At 46.0% G+C, this 14,565-nt stretch carries 14 protein-coding genes and 1 pseudogene; 4 read left to right on the top strand and 11 right to left on the bottom strand.

What is annotated here, in order from left to right; genetic code table 11:
- Window positions 1–14: 14 nt before the first annotated feature.
- The 10 genes and pseudogenes from BQ7367_RS03470 to tet(O) all read right to left on the bottom strand — a co-directional run bounded on the left by BQ7367_RS03470 (window position 15) and on the right by tet(O) (window position 8,309).
- Complete coding sequence (locus BQ7367_RS03470; protein WP_001820669.1) at window positions 15–206, bottom strand: hypothetical protein; 192 nt, start codon at window positions 204–206, stop codon at window positions 15–17.
- 71 nt (window positions 207–277) lie between these two features.
- Window positions 278–508: a YdbC family protein gene (locus BQ7367_RS03465; RefSeq protein ID WP_001206986.1), complete on the bottom strand. Its 231-nt coding sequence runs from the start codon at window positions 506–508 to the stop codon at window positions 278–280.
- A gap of 45 nt (window positions 509–553) precedes the next feature.
- Window positions 554–1,408 (bottom strand): ParB/RepB/Spo0J family partition protein, encoded by an 855-nt coding sequence (locus BQ7367_RS03460; RefSeq protein WP_000743700.1) that lies wholly within the window; start codon window positions 1,406–1,408, stop codon window positions 554–556.
- Window positions 1,409–1,416: 8 nt separating this feature from the next.
- The gene (mobV, locus tag BQ7367_RS03455) at window positions 1,417–2,382 is read right to left on the bottom strand and encodes a MobV family relaxase (RefSeq protein ID WP_001820668.1); all 966 of its coding nucleotides are present in this window, start codon (window positions 2,380–2,382) and stop codon (window positions 1,417–1,419) included.
- 524 nt (window positions 2,383–2,906) lie between these two features.
- Window positions 2,907–3,932, bottom strand: a complete 1,026-nt coding sequence (locus BQ7367_RS03450) for an AAA family ATPase (RefSeq protein ID WP_001170964.1) — start codon at window positions 3,930–3,932, stop codon at window positions 2,907–2,909.
- Between the two features lie 458 nt (window positions 3,933–4,390).
- Complete coding sequence (locus BQ7367_RS14985) at window positions 4,391–4,561, bottom strand: hypothetical protein (protein WP_000331638.1); 171 nt, start codon at window positions 4,559–4,561, stop codon at window positions 4,391–4,393.
- 83 nt (window positions 4,562–4,644) lie between these two features.
- Window positions 4,645–5,070 (bottom strand): RNA polymerase sigma factor, encoded by a 426-nt coding sequence (locus BQ7367_RS03440; RefSeq protein WP_000323895.1) that lies wholly within the window; start codon window positions 5,068–5,070, stop codon window positions 4,645–4,647.
- A gap of 94 nt (window positions 5,071–5,164) precedes the next feature.
- Window positions 5,165–5,677 (bottom strand): sigma-70 family RNA polymerase sigma factor, encoded by a 513-nt coding sequence (locus BQ7367_RS03435; protein ID WP_000241709.1) that lies wholly within the window; start codon window positions 5,675–5,677, stop codon window positions 5,165–5,167.
- Window positions 5,678–6,148: 471 nt separating this feature from the next.
- Window positions 6,149–6,338: pseudogene (locus BQ7367_RS03420) on the bottom strand (cysteine-rich KTR domain-containing protein).
- Between the two features lie 51 nt (window positions 6,339–6,389).
- The gene (gene tet(O), locus BQ7367_RS03415; protein ID WP_005357924.1) at window positions 6,390–8,309 is read right to left on the bottom strand and encodes a tetracycline resistance ribosomal protection protein Tet(O); all 1,920 of its coding nucleotides are present in this window, start codon (window positions 8,307–8,309) and stop codon (window positions 6,390–6,392) included.
- Between the two features lie 580 nt (window positions 8,310–8,889).
- Between tet(O) and BQ7367_RS03410 the strand changes: the two genes are divergently transcribed.
- Window positions 8,890–10,638, top strand: coding sequence for an IS1634 family transposase (locus tag BQ7367_RS03410; RefSeq protein ID WP_072524224.1), 1,749 nt, complete (start codon window positions 8,890–8,892; stop codon window positions 10,636–10,638).
- Window positions 10,639–11,037: 399 nt separating this feature from the next.
- Window positions 11,038–12,183: a transposase gene (locus BQ7367_RS03405; RefSeq protein WP_235837530.1), complete on the top strand. Its 1,146-nt coding sequence runs from the start codon at window positions 11,038–11,040 to the stop codon at window positions 12,181–12,183.
- Between the two features lie 212 nt (window positions 12,184–12,395).
- Here BQ7367_RS03405 and BQ7367_RS03400 read toward each other — a convergent pair whose 3' ends face one another.
- Window positions 12,396–12,770, bottom strand: coding sequence for a TnpV protein (locus BQ7367_RS03400; RefSeq protein WP_001129922.1), 375 nt, complete (start codon window positions 12,768–12,770; stop codon window positions 12,396–12,398).
- 33 nt (window positions 12,771–12,803) lie between these two features.
- Between BQ7367_RS03400 and BQ7367_RS03395 the strand changes: the two genes are divergently transcribed.
- Both BQ7367_RS03395 and BQ7367_RS03390 read left to right on the top strand, forming a co-directional pair.
- On the top strand, window positions 12,804–13,133 hold the full coding sequence (locus BQ7367_RS03395) for an aldo/keto reductase (RefSeq protein WP_083588860.1): 330 nt from the start codon (window positions 12,804–12,806) through the stop codon (window positions 13,131–13,133).
- 33 nt (window positions 13,134–13,166) lie between these two features.
- Entirely contained in the window at window positions 13,167–14,561 is a 1,395-nt protein-coding gene (locus BQ7367_RS03390; RefSeq protein WP_083588859.1) for an MATE family efflux transporter, read from the top strand.
- Window positions 14,562–14,565 lie beyond the last annotated feature (4 nt).

Here is a 14,565-nt window from a genome sequence, read left to right as displayed (position 1 = left end):
CCATTGCGTACATTCTAAGCGGACAGCCCCTCATTGTCGAAGGTGTCGCCCTCGGCAATCTTCTTCCGAATATCCTCGGAGATAATCGGGACAAACGCTTCTGTAACGGTCTGTGTGCCGACATATTCACGGCTGATTATCATCTGCACTGGTGCTTTTGGCACGATACGCTTTCTCTTTTTATCTGCTTTCTTATCCTCGCCCATACTTAAATCTTCCTTTCCAGACAGGGCAGGGAAGAGTTTGGAAATGTCCCCGCCCTGCCAATCAGATACCATTAATCCTCGCTGTTTAATTCTTTCTGTAATGCTTTAAGGAGTGCCGCCGCTTCATCAGCGTTCAGCGTGATTCCCTTGCCGCACTTTTCACGGTTCGGGGAAAAGCTGCGGATGTCATACTTCGGCTCTTTCCCATTCCATGAAATGAGATTGATTTCCTTTGTGTAGCCACTGTCGCCCGTAGACAATACTGCGATTTCCTTTACGATTTCATACTGGATTTCTCTCATTCTCCATACCTCAACTCTCTGTATTTACTTCCCGAAAAAAGAAGATTAGCGGCTGTCACGGTTGCGTTTCCTCTGCAACTCACGCTCCAAAAGTTTGATGATGGTTTCCTCCATCTGCTTCGGCGTTGTGTTCTTCGGAAAGTATTTTTTCAGCTTGCTTGTGTTGATTTTCAAGGTTTCTTTCTGGTTGCCCTTTTCCTCCGTCATAATCGCAAATATCGTATCCATGTCAAGCCGCCCGCTCTGGCTTAACTGTTTCATCCGCTGTGCCTGTGAGAGTGAGGGCGTTGCTTCTTCGCTCTCCATCGTGGCAAAGAGGTTTTCCTGCTCGTCTTTCTTCAAGAAGGACAGTTCCACCGCAGGCGTGAGGGCGATTTTCCCCTCGTCCACCATCTGCAAAATCGGCGGTATCAGTTCCGTCAGGCGGATAAAACGCTGCACGGTCATCCTGCCCACGCCGAAGCCCTGTGCCACCTTGTCGTCCGTCCGCAACTTCGTCACAACTTGTGACGAGGTTAAGTCTGTGCGGAAACCCTGCCGCTTCATGGCTTCGGATTTCATCTTGTAAGCAAACGCCCGCTCCGATGGCAGGATATTCTCACGCTGCAAATTGCTGTCTACAAGGGTGATGATGGCTCGGTCACGGTCTAAGGGCAGGACAAACGCAGGCACGGTATTTATCCCTGCAAGTTCAGAAGCACGGACACGCCGCTGTCCTGCAATCACTTCATAACCGTCCCCGTCCTCTTTCGGGCGTGTGATTATCGGCGTGACAATGCCAAATTCCTTGATGCTTTCCGCTAACTCTGACAGTGTTTCATCTTCTGCCACATGAAACGGATTGTCGGGGAACGGGTACAAGTCTTTGGTCTTTAACACCTTAAAATCCTGTTTCTTCATTCACATATCTACCTTTCTTTCGCTCTGCTTCTATGATTTTTCTGCAATTCTTCCAACACTTCGGGCGGTATTTTTGACAGCAGCCGCCCCATCTGCTCGTTGGTTCTCTGCAATTCAAATATCTTCTGATTCGCTTTCTGCACCTTTAGTTCCTGCTCGTACTTTTCATCACGCATACGCCCCGCATAGTCTGATTCCTGCCCAATTCTCTCTTTCAAACTGTCGATATACGCCTGCTGTTTCCCGATTTCCTTAGAGAATTTCTCCACGTCTGGCAGCCATGCAGAGAGTAAATCTAACGCTTTATCCCTTTTCTTCCCTGCGTTAAAGGCGTTGATGTCGGATAGGGCAGACACGATTTCTTCATACTGTTTATCAAGCCTGCCGCCTAATTTATAGAGCCATGTGGGGACGTGTTTCCGCTTGGTTTCCATTGAGGACTGCCCCCGTTCAAGCTGATTCCACCGTGAGGACATCCGCTCATGGTAGGCGGTCTGCCACTCGGATAATGATTTCTGGTTGCCTAAGATAGCTTTCGCTGACAGCTTATTGTCTGGCGTAATCGGCACAAAGCAGAGGTGCATATGGGGCGTTCTCTCGTCCATATGGACGACAGCGGAGAGGATATTCTGCTTTCCAACACGCTCCGAAATGAAGTCAAGAGCCGTCTGGAAATACGCTTTTTGTTCTTCGGGCGGTAACTGGTTCATAAATTCTGGTGAAGCTGTGATGAGCGTTTCCACCATCATCACGCTGTCTTTCCTTGTCCTGCACCCCGCTTCGGCTACCATGCGGTTAATCTCTTTCTTGTAGGTGTACTTTGGTGGTGCTATGAGATGGTAATTGTTTTTAGAGCGTTCCATATCTATATCTGGGTTGCTTTTGTAGGCTTCTTTCTTCCGCTCGTTGTGGCGTTCACAAGCCGCAACGCCGCCCGCTTTTCGTTTCTGGAAACGCAGGATTGCATAAGGCATAGGCGGATTCCTCCTTTCTTTCGGCGGGTGACCGTCCTTTGGGGTGACAGCGGTGACGGTGGTGACAGCAGTTTTGGGATACCCCCTGCCGACTGCCGCAACTGTCACCCTCACCCCCTGCATGACGGTCATGTCGATGATGACGGTGTTTTTGGGATACCCCCCTCGCAAGAGCCGTCACCGTCATGCCGCCATTCTTTTATCCGAAGCCGTAAGGCGTAGGATAGCAGGGCACAGCCCTGCCTTAAGGGAGTCCAGAGGGAACGTCTGGCACACGACTTTGCAGGGCAAAGTGTAGTGTGTTACACCCTGTAAACGCAGTCGGAAAAATCGGAATGATTTTTCTGACCGCAGGGGTGGTTTTACACGACCGAAAAGGGCGAGTAAATCTCACGCCTGCATTTTGCGTTTACGGGGTGTTCTCCCGTAGGGATGACAGCGGCAGGGTATCCTAAAATCACTGTCACCACCGTCACTGCTGTCACCCGCAGGGCAGAGCCGCCAGCTTTACATGGCTTTAAGCGTCAATGACAGTAACAGGGGGGTATCCTAATATCGCTGTCACCACCATCACCGCTGTCACCCGCCCTCCTTGCAAGGGCAATCCGCCTGCCGTCTTTCCTGCGGCTGTACTGGTAGCAGATACGGTTCTCGCTTAAAAATGTGGTGCGGTATTCATTCAGCCATTTCGTAATCACCGTGGGTATGGTTTCCGTTTCCCCCATAGCGGCTAACAGTTCCGTTGCCGTGCCTATCCATTCTTCCTTATCCCTCATAAAATCCACCAACCGAAAAAGGACATCTGGTATCGTTTCTTTCGCAAGCTGCTCCTGCGTTTTCCGCTCCACAAGCTCCCAACGGCAATCACGGAAACGCAGCGTGTATTCCTGATAAGGCGTGTCCCTGCCCGTCACATACAGCTTGGCGGTGTCAGACGCACGTTTCTCCTTTTCCAGAACAAAGGTAGCGTCCGCACTCCCCGTTAATCCTGTCGTCCCAGACACCTTGTTGAACACGTCGCTGTCATTCTGCTTTCGGATGTGGTGTACGACAATGACCGCCAGAGAGTGCCTGTCGGCAAAGTCTTTGATGAGGGAGATGTCCCCATAGTCGCTTGCATAGGCATTGTCTTTTGAAGCTGTACGGACTTTCTGCAAGGTATCAATGACAATGAGCCTGCTGTCTGGGTAATCTTTCAGATAATCTTCAAGCTGCACGATAAGACCGTCTGACAGCTTGCAGCTTGCCACGGCAAAGTGGAGCCGCCCGCTTGCTTCGTCCGTCAAACGAAATAACCTGTCCTGTATGCGGCAGAACGTGTCCTCAAGGCAGAGGTAAAGCACATCGCCCTCCATTGTCGGCATATCCCATAAAGGGATTCCCTGCGACACGCATAAGCATAGCTTCAGCATGAGCCAGCTTTTGCCTATCTTCTGTGAGCCGCAGAACAGCGATAAGCCTGTCGGGATAAGGCTGTCCACCACAAAGGATGGTTTCTCAAGCGGTTCATAAAGGAGCGTTTCGGCGTTGACTGTCTGTAACTTCTGCATGGCTTTCCTCCTTTCGGGCGGTGTCTTTGTTTTCGTTGCACATAGGCGTTGACCTCCTTAAAAATAGATTTACTCCCACGGAAAAAAGTGAGAGTATGTAATGCCGCCAATCCCACACAAATAAAAAACAGATTTCTTTTTCGGGCGGTGTCGGTCACGGTTGGAGATATTTCTTCAATTTCCGCCTTTACTTTCTCCTTTGCAATCGCAACAGATTTCTGTATTGCCGAAGCGGTGCAATGCTCCATAGCGGCGATTTGGTAAAAATTGAACTCATACTCGTAGTAGAGCAGGAAACGCCGCCTTTGTATCTCTGGAAGGCTCCCAACCGCCTTATAGAGCGTTTCATTCCGTTCTTCCTCAACCATGCGTTCATCAAGGCTCTTAGGCACACGCAACGCCCGTCTGTAAAGGGTTTCGTCCCATACCTCGTTAAACTCCCTGTGCCGCTCGTCCCATTAGAAAAGATTCCTGTTCCTGCGCTCCATCTGCCGAAACTCCATAAAGAACTGTTCCGACACTTCCAACTCGTGGGATTTGCCCTGCCCGTCCTTAAAGCTGATAAAATACCTTGTGCCGCTTTCCGTGGATTCCTCCCGAAGCGTGTATGCCTTAACCCTGTATGCCATCCTGTTGTCCTCCTGCAAAAAATGAGTGAGGGGATTTCCATCCCTCACCCAGTAGCCCGCAGGATGGCAGGCTGTTTTAGAAGCTATAAAATTTTCCGCAGCTTCTTCCGCAGATGGTCTAACCTCGCATAGATGGCACCAGTCGTCAAATGCACAAGCGGGGCAATCTCCTTTGTGGAATACCCCTGCATTTTCAGCAGGACGATTTTCAAGGTACGCCCGTCCACCGTGACTAATACTTGATAGAGATTTTCGCTCTCAATCTCTTCCAGTAACTCCGCAACCGTACCCACTTCCGCCTGCCGCTCCCTGCCTGCCATGTCCTCAAGATATTCCGCAACGTCATTCGTCCATCGGTAAAACCGCCTGTTGGAATTGAAGTCTGCCCTGTCCGCCATGCGTATCTGCTCAATGGTCGCTTCATCAACGCCGCACTCACGCAGCAGCTTTTCCTCCGCTTCTTTCCAGATACGCCATTTCCTGTCCTCCCGTCCGTGGTTGTATGCCATTCTTACTTCCTCCAATCAGAATTGATTGAGAGGGCAGAGAAAAGCCCCCTCATCTTCCCAAAGGAAAAAACAAGGGGGCTGAACGCCTTAAATTTTAATTTTCTATTATCTTTCTTAGTTTTATTAGGATTCTGGCTTTGCGTTTGTTTACAACGCTCTGGGTTATGCCCAACCTCGCCCCGACTTCACGCTCGGAAAGTCCGTCAAAAAAGATTGCCTGTATCAGCTCCTGTTCACTATCCGACAGCAAAGGCAGGGCGGCTTTCAGCCTGTCCACCATGACCGCATTGACAACGGTTTCTGCAATGTCCACCGCTTCATCAGTGATAAAGTCCAGAGGATTCCCCTCGCTGTCCGTAAATCCGTCGAGAGATAGCAGTCTATTCTTTGTATCTAATTTTTGCAGATAACGCCACCGTTCCTTGTCACGGTAGAAGTCTGTGTATTGCTCCCTCACGACTTCAAGCAGACAGCCTTGAATGGGGATAAACAGCTTGTCCATATAGGTCTGGTCGGATTCCCTGCAACGGCAGAACTCCGTGTAGGATAATTCCACATAGCCGCCACTTTCTCTGATATATACCTTTCTTGGTGCATATTTCACCATAAATACCTCCCATCTGAATTTTTGAAATGTAAAAAATCCAGATGGAGAGGCGGAGAACGACACCGCATATCAGAAACAGCCCTACGGCACTTTCCAACAAAAATCGACAAAAGAAAAACCGCAAAGGCTCTGTGACCTTTACGGTTATAGGAAATAGTAATTCTATTGTATGGAGATTGTACTTCTACTTTCAAGGTGAGAAGTACCGTTGCACTGGCAGAAATTTTTTTAACTGGTTTCCTGCCGTTCTCTGATATGCTATGTATTGATAAATTTTGCTTCGTATGAGCAGATAGATAACTGCCCGAAAAAAGGACATAAAAAAATCCCTCCAAATTTAAAAACAAATTCAGAGGGTAATTTAGGGTATAACAAAATAACCCACCCGAATATCGTTTTTTTTATTTGGTGAGTTTGTTCTTTCAAATACGAAACAAAAAGAGCCGATGATTCGTGAATTGTTCCACAATTTCATCGGCTCTGCGTCTTAAGCGTCTGGCTCTTTGATGACAGTTATCTTCAAGTTGTCAACTTTAATCAATCTTTCTTGTCTGCATTTTGGACAATAAAGGGGATAATTCTCCAAAACAGTGTCCTTCCTAATTTTATTACGGGTTTTGCTCCCACAAACAGGACACAATATCCATTCGCATTTCATCATAATTAGTCTCTAATCCTTTCAAATCTCATTTTATATGACTTTTGCAAGCTGTTAAGCTAACTTGTGGAACATATGCCGAACCTTATCTATACGGCTATTCGGGCGGCGGGGTTGGCAAATAAATTTACCAATAGCTGGCTGGTATCCTTTTAACTCTGTCAAGCAGACTCCCTGCCCATTTGTGAAATAAGTTAAATCGTTCCTGTATTCTTGAATACATCTAGCAGGGATTTCTCCTTTCAGAATGACCTCGTCATTCTTTATCTGAGTACTTACAATATCTGCACAATACCTTGGAGCATCATGATACGCCCGTGAGAGATATTCCTGCGGTGCATAAATTTCAAAGTGGAGATATGGCTCTAATAGTTCTGTCCCTGCTTTTTTTAAAGCCTGCTCCAATACGATAGGGGAAAGCAGCCGAAAGTCTGCGGGGGTACTTACAGGACTATAATACAATCCATATTCAAAACAGATTTTACAGTCTGTCACTTTCCATCCATACAGCCCCTGCTCGCAGCCATAAAGAACCCCCTCCATAACCGCATTTTGGAACGATTGATTTAAATATCCAAGTGAAACTCTGCTTTCATACTGCACTCCGCTTCCAATAGGGAGCGGCTCTATGGACAACCCGACAGAAGCCCAGAAAGGATTTGGCGGGACTTCTATGTGGATGGTATATTCTGCTTTTCTAAGCGGTCTTTCCATATATATAACAGTAGGCTCTTTTATTTCTGCCTCCACATGATATTTTTCCTCAAGGATGGCACAAATGACTTCCATCTGCACATTCCCCAAAAAAGAAAGTATAATCTCATGCGTTGTAGTATCCACATAATATTTTAAAAGAGGGTCGCCATCTGAAATTTCTGTAAGTGCCCCAAGCAATATTTCCCGCTGTTCAGATTTCTTTACTGCAATCGTTGTTTGGAGCATAGGGAGAGGATTTTCAATAAATTTTCTCTGCGGCAACAGTATTTCGTTCCCCAAAATACTGTTTAGCTGCAAAACATCATTTGGTAAAATTACAATATCACCAGAGCAGGCTGTATCGGATGAATATAATTCACCGTTTGTCGGAACATACATCTCTGTGATTTTTATTTTCTCTTTTTCAGATATTCTAATAACATCCCTCAAATGCAATGTTCCGCTATATATACGCACATAAACAAAACGCCGCCTTTTCTCTGAATATTCAATCTTAAAAACCTGCCCGCATAGTTCAGATTGACCTTCAGGCGTTGATGAATAAAATTTACTGGCAATTACTTCTATAAGCTGCCGAATCCCCAGATTGTTTTTAGCGCTTCCGTGATAAACGGGAAATAACGTTCCGTTTTGGAATCTCCTGTTTTCTTCCTGTTCCAGTTCTGACATTTTAAACGGTTTCCCTGACATATATTTCTCTAATAGTTCATCGTTTCCCATAATTACCGCATCCCACTGTTCCATATCGTCATTGTCCGTTACATTTATATGGGGATGCTGCCCAACCTTTTGCTTCACTATAATTTCCGAAGAAAGCTTTGCTTTCATTTCCCGATATACCATTGGCAAATCAATCCCCTCTTGGTCAATTTTATTGATGAAAAAAATTGTCGGAATCTTCATTATCTGTAGTGCATGAAACAGTATACGGGTCTGTGCCTGTATGCCATCCTTTGCAGAAACTAATAATACTGCTCCGTCTAATACGGATAAAGAACGGTATACTTCCGCCAAAAAATCCATATGGCCTGGCGTATCTATAATGTTGACTTTTACATCCTCCCACTGAAAAGATGTCACTGCTGTCTGGATAGTGATTCCCCTTTGACGCTCCAAATTCATTGTATCTGTCCTTGTTGTGCCTTCATCTACGCTCCCTAGTTCTGCAATTGCACCACTGGTATACAATAAACTTTCCGTTAATGTTGTCTTTCCTGCGTCAACGTGAGCCAGAATGCCTAAGTTAATTATTTTCATGTGATTTTCCTCCTATCAACACCCAAAAAAGGGCATAAAAATACCCAGTGATAAATACTCCTATCACTGGGTAAATAACTCCAATAGCCCCAAAACACTTATATGTTTTCGGGCATATAAAATTACATGATAAAAGTATTCTTAAACTGGGTACAAAAAACTAAGCCCCATATTAAAAGTGAAACGGGACTGCTACTTTTTGTTCCCACTATCAAATTGACAGTTTATTTAAGAATACCTTGCCGCATATTTATTAACTCCTTGTATAATACTGAATCTAATTATATTCCTTAACCCTTTATTTGTCAAGCTGACAAACTACTTGAGTTTCCGCAGAATTATTCCCTCAGACAAATCTGCTGCGTTTTGTTATCCACAACTTTCAAAAAATGGCCAAAATATAAGGAATCCTGTCCCTTTTTGATGTAAAATTAAGCTGCGGGAGTTTTACAGTTGAATAAATCAAAAATACCTTGCAGGCCGCATAAAGCCTGCATTTTTTTGTCAAATTTTATGTTTTTCTCTGTACTTGTTTGTAATAGTGTGTTATAATAAAAAGAAAAGAGAGGCGTTTTTTATCATGTATATCGCTATTACAGGCAGTAAAAATAATAAAGATGTATATATTTATCAATCGTTTCGGAAAGAGGATGGAAAATCATCTTCCCGTATCTATAAAAAACTCGGAAAATTTAACGATCTCATCGCTCAGTTTGACGGAGACAAAGATATGATGCTGGCATGGGCTAAAAACGAAGCACGAAAAGAAACAGAACTCTATAATCAGAAAAACGGGAAAGTTTCTATAGATTTTTCTCAGGGAGCACGTATCGCCCCAAATGAGCAGCGCCTTTTTAACATCGGATATCTCTTTCTCCAGTCCCTTGTTACCCAACTTCGCCTGGATAAGATCTGCCGTTCCATCAAAGGCCGCCATAAATATCTGTATGATCTCCACGCCATTTTAACAGACCTGATCTATGCCCGTATTCTCCATCCCTCCAGCAAGCGGGAAAGCTATGCGTACTGCAAGACCCTGCTGGAACCGCCAAAATACTCCTTACAGGATGTTTACCGTGCCCTTTCCGTCCTTGCTGAGGAATCCGATTTTATACAGAGTGAACTCTACCAGAATTCCAACTTTGTCCTTCCCAGGAACAAAAAAATCCTGTACTACGACTGCACAAACTTTTATTTTGAGATCGAACAGGAGGACGAACTGCGCAGATACGGCAAAAGCAAGGAACATCGTCCCAATCCGATCGTGACCATGGGTTTGTTCATGGATGCGGACGGGATCCCTTTGTCTTTCGATATTTTCCCCGGGAACCAGAATGAACAGACAACTTTGAAGCCATTAGAGCAGAAGATCATCCGGGATTTCAACTGCAGCGAATTTATTTTCTGTTCGGATAGCGGGCTGGGTTCTCTGAATAACCGCCGCTTCAACAGTTTCGCTAACAGAGCCTATGTGATCACACATTCTCTGAAAAAAATGAAAGAGGATGAACGGAGGATCGCGATGGATCCCACGCAGTTCCGCAAGATAGGTTCCAAAAAGTTTATTGACCTTCGCACACTGGATGAAACGGATGAAGAGACCTACAACTCTGTTTATTATAAGGAATACCCTCTTGTGACAGCAGATATGGATGAGACTCTGATCGTTACCTATTCCCCGAAATACGCCGCTTACCAAAGAAGGATCCGGGAAGGCCAGATTGAACGGGCGCAAAAACTTTTCTCCTCCGCGGGGAAGAAACGAAAGAGCAAAAACCCGAATGATCCTATGCGTTTTATAAAAGCCACTACGGTTACGGCGGATGGGGAGATCGCTGAAAAAACAATCTATGCCCTTGACCGGGAACAGATCGAGAAAGAAGCGATGTATGATGGGTTTTATGCCGTAGTGACCAATCTAGAGGGAGAGGTAAGTGAGATCATCCGGATCAACCGGCAGCGTTGGCAGATCGAAGAAAACTTCCGCATCATGAAAGAGGATCTCGGCTCCCGCCCAGCCTTTGTCCGTACAGAAGACCACATCAAAGCCCATTTCATGACCTGCTATCTCAGCCTGACCGTGTATCGGCTGTTGGAAAAGGCTGTTGGAGAGGACTATACGTGTAATCAACTCATCCAAACCCTGCGTTCCATGAAGATGACCCTTTTATCTTCTGCCGGCGGTTATATCCCCTCTTACACCCGTACAGAACTTACAGATACCCTGCACCAGGTTTTTGGTTTCCGTACGGATTATGAGATCATTACCAAAACCTCCATGCGCACTCTCATTAAAAATACAAAAGTTTTGGAAAGAGACAAAATATAGCACATATCGATGCAAGACCGAAAGAGGCTACAACGCCCATATTTACTGGGTTTGTAGCCTCTTTTTACTCTTTCAACTGTCAAAGATGGGATTATATTCCTTAACCCTTTATTTGTCAAGCTGACAAACTACTTGAGTTTCCGCAGAATTATTCCCTCAGACAAATCTGCTGCGTTTTGTTATCCACAACTTTCAAAAAATGGCCAAAATATAAGGAATCCTGTCCCTTTTTGATGTAAAATTAAGCTGCAAAACAAAAACCTTACTAAACAAAAAGAAAGGGGATTCCTTATGGCTAATTCTACATCAATTACCTACCGTTTGAAAAGAAAAATTTTGACTTTTACTAATAAAATCTCCCGCAGACTTTCGAAACCAGATCGGAAGTTCACAGCAGATATGGTTTATGGCATTCTGGCATCCAGAAGCTGTCTGCTCACTGATATTTCCGACCAGCTTCATGAAACGGTACATAAGGTGAATACTGTAAAACGGCTTTCAAATCATCTTTCGGAAGGAACGCCGGCTTCTGCTGCCGCTTCTTATCTCCACACCGTAAAGAGACTCGTTCCCTCTGAACCAGTGGTCCTCATTGATGAAAGTGATATCGTAAAACCAGATGGAAAACAGTTTGAAGCTCTTGGTATCGTTCGCGATGGTTCTGAAAGCACACAGACGAAAAGTGTTTATAAAAAAGGATACCATGTAACAGAGGCCTGTGTCCTGACTGCCAACAAGCATCCTGTCAGTGTTTTTTCCATGATCCATTCTTCTGTTGAGAAGGACTATAAATCTGTAAATACCATCACATTTGATGCGATCAAACAGGCATCTGCTCTTTTCGGAAAGGCCACCTTTGTTATGGACCGCGGTTATGATGACAATAAGATCTTTCTCATCCTCGACCATCTGAAGCAGGATTACGTGATCCGCCTGAAATCCAACCGGAAACTTCTTTATCACAACAAATGGACAAAGGCAACGGAACTGCAGAATCGGAGGAAAGGGAAAGTAAAAGCGGATGTTTTCTATAAGGGAAAAGAGCATACCGCATATCTTTCCCACGTAAAAGTTCAGATCACTGCCTCCCGGAAAAATATTTATCTGGTCCTGGTCTATGGGATCACGGAACATCCCATGATGCTGGCTACAAACAAAGAGATCCGTTCAAAGGATGATGTGATCCGCATTGCCAGAACTTATTTTTCCAGATGGCGGATCGAGGAATATTTCCGTTGTAAAAAGCAGACCTATCAGTTTGAAAATTTCCGTGTAAGAAAACTGGAAGCCATTAATGCGCTTAACTTTTATATTACTTTAGCCATGGCATTTTTAGCTCAGGAAGAATTAAGTCCTGAGACAAACGCCCTGAAAGTTTCAATCATACAGGAAGCAGACCCGATCAAGGAAAAAGTCAGTTTCTGCTATTACCGGCTGGCAAAAGGCATCTCCGGCATACTGTCACATGCCAAAGAGGGCATCCGGCTCTGGTACAGGACAAAGCGTCCGACATACCGTCAACTCTGCCTTAAGCTGACCGCCTGAATAGATAAAAGTATATGTCTCCCAAAGCCCGGTTCCGGCGGGGCTTATAAAAGTGCCTCTACTCTCGGTGCTGCCATTCTAAATCTCTCAAAAAATGGGCAGATTGGTACTTTAGAAAGACATACTCATCTTTTTAGTACAATCTGCGGAAACTCAAGGACAAACTAAAGCAGAAAAAGCGGCAGGATTTCCCCCTGCCACTAATCATCTGTTTATGCAAAAATAATTTCCTTTTCCACAATCTCCCTCGCACAAGCCCTTATGTTATTGAGGCATCCTGTCCATTCTAAGGCGTTTTCTGCCTTTAGCTGTTCCGTTATGCCCTGTGCCTGTTTCATACCCTCTATGAGCCTTTCAAAGCGTTCCTGTGCCTGTCTGTTGATGTCGGCAAGGTAGGCGTTTAGCCTGCCGCTTGTAAGAAGATTGGTGTATGTAACTTTACGGTACTGTTTTAGATAATCTAAATGCCGTTGCCCCCAGATGCCTATTGCCTGTTCTTCTTCGGCGGGTACAGTTAAGCACGGTATCAAATAATCCCCTTGCCTTTCGTATTTGCCGCCCAGTTCCTCAAATAATGATTTTGCCATTGTCTGTTACCTCCACATTCTTTTTTATTTTGAATGTCCGCAAAATCCGTCCTACATCTGACGGACCGGTATCTGAATGGAATTCCGGAAGACAGCAGGATCCGGACAGACGGAAGATTTCTGAAGGCAGAAACGCTGTCAGAAGAGAAACTGCTTCAGATCCGAACGCTGAACGGGATCGCGGCAGGGCGGGGCCAGTCGCTGGCAGAGATGGCTCTTAGCTGGGTGTTAAAGGACGGCGAAGTGACAAGTGTCCTTGTGGGGGCATCAAAACCGGAACAGATCCTGGCAAATATCAGGGCAATAAAAAATATACAGTTTACAGAAGAAGAACTCAGAAAGATCGATGCTGTCAGCATGTGACCTCTGTTGGACAAAAGGGCGGGTAAAGGCAGCATGGAAAGGCAGACGGAACAGATCATGAAAACGCGCGCGACAAAAAACAGAGATCTTACAAAGGGAAATGTAACGGCAACAATGCTCTGCTTTGCCGTTCCCATGATACTGGGGAACATCCTGCAGCAGTGCTATAACCTGGCGGACACATGGATCGTGGGCAGGTTTGTCGGCCCGGGCGCTCTTGCGGCAGTGGGAAGCGCATATACACTGATGACATTTTTAAATTCTCTTATCATAGGAATGTGCATGGGGAGCGGAGCTCTTTTTTCGATCAGTTACGGAAGAAAAGATTTCCGGAAGATGAGGGAATATATCCTGTCCTCCTTCGTGCTCATCCTGGGAATGACGGTTGTACTGAGCGCTGTATCTTTTTTGCTGCTGGATCCGGTGCTGCGTCTGATGCAGACGCCGGCGGAAATCTACGGGATGATGCACGACTATACAAAGCTGATCCTGTACGGGCTTGTTTTTATTTTTCTGTATAATTATTTTGCGTTTCTTCTCCGCTCAACCGGAAATTCAGTCGCGCCGCTGATTTTCCTGGGGATCAGCACCGTACTCAATATATTTCTGGACTATGTGTTTGTGGCAGTTTTCCACCGGGGCGTGGAAGGCGCGGCAGAGGCCACGGTCATTTCACAGGCCGTCTCAGGAGTGGGAATCGGGATTTACAGTTTTTTGAAGGAACCGGCGCTGCTGCGCGGCAGAAGAGGACCTGAGGAAGGAAATGAACGCACTCCCTTACGGGCATCTGTTATGAAGGAGATTTTTTCATATTCGGCGGCCACGGGAGTGCAGCAGTCGGTGATGAATTTTGGCATCCTGATGGTACAGGGACTGGTGAACAGTTTTGGTACGGCGGTCATGGCTGCCTTCGCGGCGGGTGTGAAGATCGATACTCTGGCTTATATGCCGGCCCAGGAATTCGGGAATGCGTATTCGATCTTCATTTCTCAGAATCACGGGGCAGGCAGATCGGACAGGATCCGTTCAGGTACAAAGAGCGCGGTCTGCGTGGTACTGGGGTTCTGTGTCATTGCGTCTGCGGCGGTGTTTCTTCTGGCGCCCCGGCTTATGGGGATTTTTGTAGACCTCGGGGAGAGGGAGATTATCAATATTGGAGCGGGATACCTGCGGATCGAAGGGGCATGTTACGTGGGAATCGGGATCCTGTTCCTGCTGTACGGGTATTTCCGGGCAGTGGAGCGGCCGAAGATCTCTCTGCTGCTGACCATTATCTCACTTGGAATGAGAGTAGCGCTGGCGTATGCCTTTGCGCCGGTGTTCGGCGTGGGAGCGATCTGGTGGGCTATCCCCGTCGGATGGCTTCTGGCGGATATTACAGGCGCGGTGCTGATGCGCAGAAGCGGTGTTCGGCCTGTTCCCAGTTAATGAC

This window comes from Clostridium sp. Marseille-P3244 (assembly GCF_900120155.1).
GTDB lineage: Bacteria > Bacillota > Clostridia > Lachnospirales > Lachnospiraceae > Mediterraneibacter.
This window is presented reverse-complemented; position numbering and strand designations above follow the sequence as displayed.

What these genes read in the sequence shown, in the direction of transcription:
- BQ7367_RS03470 (WP_001820669.1), bottom strand. Translation starts at nt 206, where the DNA reads ATGGGCGAGGATAAGAAAGCAGATAAAAAGAGAAAGCGTATCGTGCCA.
- BQ7367_RS03465 (WP_001206986.1), bottom strand. Translation starts at nt 508, where the DNA reads ATGAGAGAAATCCAGTATGAAATCGTAAAGGAAATCGCAGTATTGTCT.
- BQ7367_RS03460 (WP_000743700.1), bottom strand. Translation starts at nt 1,408, where the DNA reads ATGAAGAAACAGGATTTTAAGGTGTTAAAGACCAAAGACTTGTACCCG.
- mobV (WP_001820668.1), bottom strand. Translation starts at nt 2,382, where the DNA reads ATGCCTTATGCAATCCTGCGTTTCCAGAAACGAAAAGCGGGCGGCGTT.
- BQ7367_RS03450 (WP_001170964.1), bottom strand. Translation starts at nt 3,932, where the DNA reads ATGCAGAAGTTACAGACAGTCAACGCCGAAACGCTCCTTTATGAACCG.
- BQ7367_RS14985 (WP_000331638.1), bottom strand. Translation starts at nt 4,561, where the DNA reads ATGGCATACAGGGTTAAGGCATACACGCTTCGGGAGGAATCCACGGAA.
- BQ7367_RS03440 (WP_000323895.1), bottom strand. Translation starts at nt 5,070, where the DNA reads ATGGCATACAACCACGGACGGGAGGACAGGAAATGGCGTATCTGGAAA.
- BQ7367_RS03435 (WP_000241709.1), bottom strand. Translation starts at nt 5,677, where the DNA reads ATGGTGAAATATGCACCAAGAAAGGTATATATCAGAGAAAGTGGCGGC.
- BQ7367_RS03410 (WP_072524224.1), top strand. Translation starts at nt 8,890, where the DNA reads ATGTATATCGCTATTACAGGCAGTAAAAATAATAAAGATGTATATATT.
- BQ7367_RS03405 (WP_235837530.1), top strand. Translation starts at nt 11,038, where the DNA reads ATGGTTTATGGCATTCTGGCATCCAGAAGCTGTCTGCTCACTGATATT.
- BQ7367_RS03400 (WP_001129922.1), bottom strand. Translation starts at nt 12,770, where the DNA reads ATGGCAAAATCATTATTTGAGGAACTGGGCGGCAAATACGAAAGGCAA.
- BQ7367_RS03395 (WP_083588860.1), top strand. Translation starts at nt 12,804, where the DNA reads ATGTCCGCAAAATCCGTCCTACATCTGACGGACCGGTATCTGAATGGA.
- BQ7367_RS03390 (WP_083588859.1), top strand. Translation starts at nt 13,167, where the DNA reads ATGGAAAGGCAGACGGAACAGATCATGAAAACGCGCGCGACAAAAAAC.